The following is a 5401-nucleotide window of genomic DNA, read 5'->3' on the forward strand; positions in this document are numbered from 1 at the left end:
GCGGGGGGCGCGGTGGGTCGGGCGCAGTGATCGGCAGGCTATGTAGGCGGTCCATGCGGCAAGGTGAGGCAGTGGGAGGGTGGTCCGGGTGCGGCAGCCGGGGCATCGGTGCCAATGCCGGAGCCAGTCGACGGTGTGGGTGTCGAAAAGGCGCGTGTAGTGGCTGGCCACGCGAATGTCGTTGCTGTACAGGTGGTCGGGCCGTTCTTGTGTGTTGCAGGACTGGCAGACAGGGGCGCGGACGTAGCCGTGTTCGTGGCAGTGGTCGAGCACGGTGGCGGGTGTGGTGTGGCAGACGGCGCACATCCACTCAGCTACCTTGCGGGAGATGCCGGGTTTCCTGCTGAGTGCCGAGTACAGGAGCCCTTTTAGTTCTCCGTTGTACGGGCGCGGCGCGGTGGTCGGGCTGTGGGGGCTCGTCGTCTGCCGACCGTCGGCGGCTCGGATCTGCCGGCGCTGGGACGGCGGCTCGGTGGCGGCTGTGCTGTTCTGGCGGGTCCGTGCGGCTTGCAGCCACCGCGTTTCGGCGTGCTCGGCCGCGTCCAGCAACCTGACCACGGCACGCGGCAACCACCATGCCCGCACCGTGTGGTCCCGGGTTTCTTCCACGAGAAGCCGCCGCCAGTCGATCCCTGCCAGATGGTGCAGCCGCCCCTCTTCAGATGGCGCTGCCCGCTCGGCGTCGCCCATCTTCTGCAGGTCCCGGGCGATGCGCTGGCGCCATCGCAGCAGCGTGTTGTCGTTCTGATTCTGCTTCGGCGCGCCACCGAACGGACCGATGCGGACCAGGTTCCCGTGGTCCATCTCCACCACGTTCAATTCCGCTGCCGCCCGACGCACCTCCATCTCCGGAACAGCCCACTGGCCGCCGCCTGCCTTCACCGTCGCCACCACACGGCCGCCCAGCAGGACATACCCCGCCCCGGCATCGGCAGGGAAGCAGGTGAACGTCGCAGAAACGGTCGGCACAGCGCTGCCGTCCGTCAAGCCGGCCCACAGAGCGTCCGCAGTGCCCAAAGTGATCAGGCCGCCGCTATGGCCCGAGGTGACACGCTCTGACATGCCGACAGGTTAACGGCTGACAGCGACATACTGATGGGTGACGTACTCGTACTGGGCACGACGGCAAGCCCAGGCCGACGACCTGGTCCACCCGCGCATCATCCAGGCCATGGCGGGCGTTGATGCGTTGATGCCGCTGTATGGCGATTGCCCATCGGGCTCCCGCCGGGGTTGCAGTGATGATCGCTTCACGGCACGGTGGGCTGCGTCCTGCGTGAGAGCAGGGCCCTGCTCGCCTGTCCCGGTCCCGGGCCCCGTCGTTCACCTGGGCCGGGTGTGAAGCGCCAGGGAGTGTGGCGGAATGGGCAGAAGCGCCGGATTCAAGTCCCGGTGCCCTTGCGGGCGTGAGGGTTCGGCTCCCTCCACTCCTACCACCGCGTACACCGGTACCTCGGCGGCGTGCCTACCGTGAGCAGCGAGGACGAGCGGTGCAGCGCCGGGGCCGGAGCAACGGCCAGGATGTTTCGCACCGCCACCGCATCCAAGCCGGTGCGCTGGGCGATGCGTTGGATCGGCTCTCCAGCCTGCCTGGAGGTGTTGATCGCCGCCACCAGGTCGCGTCGGGCTGCATGAACAACCTCCTGCGGCCGCCGTCACGGCCACGGCCACGGCCACGGCCACGGCCACCGCAGCATCTTCCAGGATTGCGGGCGGCGACGGCTTGCGGGCAGGAGAAGACGTCATGGAGTCATACTGCCTGGAAGCGGACCCAGACCGCGAAGAGACCCAGAGCCTGCTGTCAGGTACCGGCGTGCATCCGGACGTCTAGAGATCGGGTACCGCTGGACAGACCGACCCACTCATAGATGCCGTGATGTAGCCCAAGCCCTACACGGGAAACCTGACCCACCCAGGACCTGAATATTCCATCAAACGCTCTCAGAAAGCAGCAATTCTGGAGAGTTAGATAGGAGTTCGTATGCCCTAGTTCCTTGCGGCCGCACCAGACGGGAGCAGTTGAAAGAGTCCCGCAAGCACTCCGGATTCCTACCGGTGGACATATGCCGGAACACGGTTGGCGCAGACTCACCAACGTCCATTGCCCGAAGACGATCTAAGGATACGTCAAAAGACAGCTTGAGGAGGCCTGGAACCAACCCCAATCAATTCCCCTATCCAAGGCCCGCCACATGGGCGTAGAGAGCAGGGCAGGAGCGAGCATGCACCAGCGCCCCTGCATAACCCCGTGTACCCCTAAGGGAGCACGGGCGGGTGCCTGAGCAGAGGGGCGGGGTCGGGAAGCCCACGGTGCCCCGGCGCGACGCTGCTGCTTCCGCCTTCCCCCATGAAGATTTGCTGCCCGGGTCCCGTGTCTGCGATCTTGTGCGGGGCAGCGTCCTCAAGACGCGACCCAGCCGCCAGCACCACTCGCCTCGGGGTCCACCACTTGACCGCTGGTGGGCTGTTGGCCGAGCACGAGCAGCGGCTTGCTCTCTGACCTGTCCGCAGCCCTACGAAGAAAGGGAGATAGCGTGAACACCAAAAAGGTTACGGCCCGACGTCTTACGGCCGAGGAGGTTTCAGAATTGGGCCTCCAAGAGGACATCTTCGTCTCGGTAGATATAGACGATCTTCCTCTCGATTGCTACGCCCCGGCCTCCCTCACGAAGCCGGGTGAATATTTCGATGGAGGATCCTTCACCGCAAGGACAATCTTCGGTAAGGAAGTTCACATTCTTCCAGACAATGCTGAGGAGCGCGGGATCTGGGTTGCCGACGAGGCAGGGGAAGAAATCGAGGTTCTCCAGAGTGCTGGCGTCCTCCTGAACCTCGCCCTCTTCGTGCCAGGCGGGGACAACGAATCTCTGGAATCGCTCTACACCGCCGCAAGAGAGGCATTCGGCGCGGGACTCGTTCAGCGCTGGAACGAAGAAGTCGTCGCGGTGCCGGACGTCAAGGTCGACCTCTTCGAAGAGCCGACCCGCGGGCGGAAGAACACGAACAACCAGATCCGCGACCGCCGCGCGCTGGACATCTACCCCACCCGAGTGCGGTTCATGGAGCCCAGCGCTGGCTGGAGGTTCGTCGTCGAACCGCACAAGGAAACCATCGACAACACACCAACGATCTGAGCTGACAGCAGCCCCGAGAAGGCACACCAGCGGAACCGCCGCTCCTCGAGGCTGATCGACTGCTATCCCCAGTGGGATCGGATCCTGACGTAGCTGGCCCATCCAGCGTGCGTCAGTCCTGCCAAGCTTCCCCATAAGGGGCACATATCAGCAGAAGGGCTGCCGCCTTCGGCGGGCATCGTCCTACAGCTCACCCGACAACCGCGGGCTCACAGCTGGTCGGGCGGCTTCTCGTGCCAGTACCAGCGGTGAGCGGCCATGGCTTCCCTGGTCCATTCCGTCAGCAGCTGCGCGGCTTCCTGCGACCGGCTTTCGTCATGGCCGCCGCCGTCGGCGAAGAACTGTACGAGGATGCCGGCCGCGGGCCGCGTCGCATCACCCAAGTCGCAGGACGTGCACAGTTCCAGATGGATCGGCCACCCCTGGTCGTCGTCCTGGGGCATCACGGCGCTGATACTGACTTCGGCGTCGTAGGGTCTGGGTCTTCGTCGGGCCTGGTGACGGTGTCCGCTTTGGCTGGTACCCCGGAGGTATGCGGTACGCAGATGGGGGCGGGCTGACCACCGGGCAGCGCAAGCGCCGCGAAGAGATAAGGATGCAGGCCGTCGACCTCCTCGAGGAGCTTGTGAAAGTCCCGCGCATCGGCCGGGAGTTACGGGTGAGCGAGAAGTCCGTCTACCAATGGCGCCGTGCCTGGAAGGCAGGCGGGCGGGAAGCCCTGCGGTCCAAAGGGGCCCCGGGCTACGACTGCCGGCTCGGCCCCCACCTTCAGGCCAGACTCGCCGCCTGGCTGGACGAAGGACCGGCCGCACACGGCTGGACGGACGACCAGGTGTGGACCGCCGCCCGGGCACGCACACTGATCGGGCGGAAGTTCCACATCTCCTACAGCGTCTCCGGGGTGACCCGGGTGCTGCACCGGATGGGCTACAGCGTGCAGACGCCTGCCCGGCCCGCCGCCGAGCGCGGCGAGGACGCGTTCACCGCATGGCGGGAGGCGACCTGGCAGGAGGTAAAACCTTCCGGGCGGCGACCGGCGCCTTCACCTGCTTCGAGGACGAAGCAGGCGTGACCGGCCGCCCTCCCAAGGGCCGCACCTGGGGCCGACGCGGGATCACCCCGACGGTGCGCGTTCCCGGGCGCAGCCGTGGCCGCCTGTCGGTGGCCGGGCTGCTGTGCTTCAAGCCGGGCCTTCCCGCCCGCCTGTGCTACCGGCTACACCGGCCGCAAGGACGAGCGCCGCTCGCTGGGCGAGAGCGACTACATCCACCTACTGGATGGCGCCCACCACCTGCTCAAAGCCCCACTGATCGTGGTGTGGGACCGGCTGAACACTCACATCTCCAAGGCGATGCAGATACTCGTGGCGCAGCGCGAGTGGCTGACGGTCGTGCTGCTGCCCGGATACGCGCCCGAGCTCAATCCGGTCGAGGGCATGTGGGCACACATCAAACGGAGCCTGGCCAACCTGGCCGCCCGCCCCCTCAGCAACCTCGAGACTCTGCTCCGCAGACGGCTCAAAGCACTGCAGTACCGGCGCGCCATCCTTGACGGATTCCTCGCCGGGACGGGCCTCACTCTCGACAGACCGGACTGACCATACGACGCCGAAGTCAGTAATGACGTTCTGCGCGTCGGCTCCGTACCCAGCCGACTCCCGCAGCTCCTCCCACACCCGCCGGTAGTTGGCCACGCTGTCGGCACCGTCGAGCCACAGCTCCGCATGCCGGCCCTCTGCAATCGCCAACCGCTCGTCCGACACCCACAAGCCATTGGCCGGGCGGATCCGCAACGACGCCGAAATGGGTGTGCCGGAGCCTGTATCGACTCGTGAGGAGGTATCGCCAATGAGGACCTGTGCACACCGCGGGCCCGTCACCTCAAGGTAAGACGTCCCCACCCTTCCGGCGCTATCCAACATGCTTGGCGCATCTTTCGACGTGCGGGTGCACCAGGCCAGCAGGGCGGCTGCGAGGCGCACTAGCGGCCGCCCTGCATCAGGCCACGCGACCAGCGCGGCAGCTGCCCAGCACCGCGCTGGGGCGCCCCGTACGCCGATGCCGCACACGAAGTCGCCTACGCCGACGCACTGACCGGCGAATGGAACGCGACAGGGGGTCGCTGGCCGCCAATGTCTGGCTTTGTCCCCTTCCACGGGCAGCGTTTGTCTGCCCGTTCGGGCGGCAGTGGCGGATGTCGAGCGACGTGCTTGTTCACTCAGCAGCGCCGGCGACACGTAGTGCGTCGAGTCGGGCGTGCGTCATCAG

3 protein-coding genes, 1 tRNA gene and 1 pseudogene are annotated in these 5401 nt (G+C 66.4%); 3 read left to right on the top strand and 2 right to left on the bottom strand.

Features of this window, described 5'->3' with window-relative positions; all coding sequences use genetic code 11:
* On the bottom strand, positions 1-1062 hold a 1062-nt coding region (locus ADL25_RS05870; RefSeq protein WP_079050203.1), incomplete at its 3' end, for an endonuclease domain-containing protein.
* 287 nt (positions 1063-1349) lie between these two features.
* Between ADL25_RS05870 and ADL25_RS05875 the strand changes: the two genes are divergently transcribed.
* Positions 1350-1436 (top strand) — tRNA-Leu (locus ADL25_RS05875).
* Positions 1437-2534: 1098 nt separating this feature from the next.
* Positions 2535-3134 (top strand): hypothetical protein, encoded by a 600-nt coding sequence (locus ADL25_RS05880; RefSeq protein ID WP_059126557.1) that lies wholly within the window; start codon positions 2535-2537, stop codon positions 3132-3134.
* A gap of 209 nt (positions 3135-3343) precedes the next feature.
* Here the strand turns inward: ADL25_RS05880 and ADL25_RS05885 are convergent, their stop codons facing one another.
* A complete protein-coding gene (locus ADL25_RS05885; protein ID WP_267889232.1) occupies positions 3344-3679 on the bottom strand; it encodes a DUF6300 family protein in 336 nt (111 codons plus the stop codon).
* On the opposite strand from ADL25_RS05885, the pseudogene ADL25_RS52125 reads away from it, so the two are divergent.
* A pseudogene (locus ADL25_RS52125) lies at positions 3667-4731 on the top strand (IS630 family transposase). The gene ADL25_RS05885 and the pseudogene ADL25_RS52125 overlap by 13 nt on opposite strands.
* Positions 4732-5401: the final 670 nt, after the last annotated feature.

Origin of the sequence: Streptomyces sp. NRRL F-5122, from assembly GCF_001507435.1 — a bacterium.
GTDB classification, from domain to species: Bacteria; Actinomycetota; Actinomycetes; order Streptomycetales; family Streptomycetaceae; genus Streptomyces; species Streptomyces lannensis.